General features: G+C 72.9%; 1 pseudogene. It reads left to right on the plus strand.

The features are described 5' to 3' along the window. A pseudogene (locus D7X55_RS43845) lies at positions 1–582 on the plus strand (hypothetical protein); the annotation flags it as partial.

A 582-nucleotide genomic window follows, 5' to 3' on the forward strand; every position in this document is an offset into this window, starting at 1 on the left:
CCCGCCGTCCCCAAGGACGCCGTCGTGCTGCGCTGGAAGCTGGTCCAGGACGCCCCCATCTCCTTCCGCCTGAACCTCGCGCTGGATCGCAACGCGGCCGTCCCCGAGTCCGCCCCGGCGGAGAAGCCCTCCAAGGCCGACAAGAAGAAGAAGGGCGCCAAGGCCGCCCCCGCCGCCGTGGCACCCAAGGCCGGCAGCGCCGCCGTCCCCACCGAGTACACGTACGTGCTCATGCTGGACAAGAACGGGGAGCGCCAGCTGCGCGTGACGCCCAACACCGGCGCGCCGGAGGAGGCCACCTTCAGCGACCGCGGCTTCATCATCGACGGGCTCCAGGGCCCCGCGCGCAACCTGGCCACGCTGGCGCTGGAGTTGCCGCGCGACCCCGTGCGCCCCGGCGAGACGTGGTCCCTGGGCACCGAACTCACCACGCCCGACGCCCTGGGCACCCTCTTCCGCCGAGCCCCCGGCGGCGAGCGCCACAACCGCGTGAAGCTCGTCTCCGTCACTCCGGGCGACAACGGCGAGCAGGTGGCCACGCTCGAGTACGACTTGGTGGAGCAGTTCGGCGGCACCCTCGGC

This window comes from Corallococcus sp. AB049A (assembly GCF_003668885.1).
Classification (GTDB): domain Bacteria; phylum Myxococcota; class Myxococcia; order Myxococcales; family Myxococcaceae; genus Corallococcus; species Corallococcus interemptor.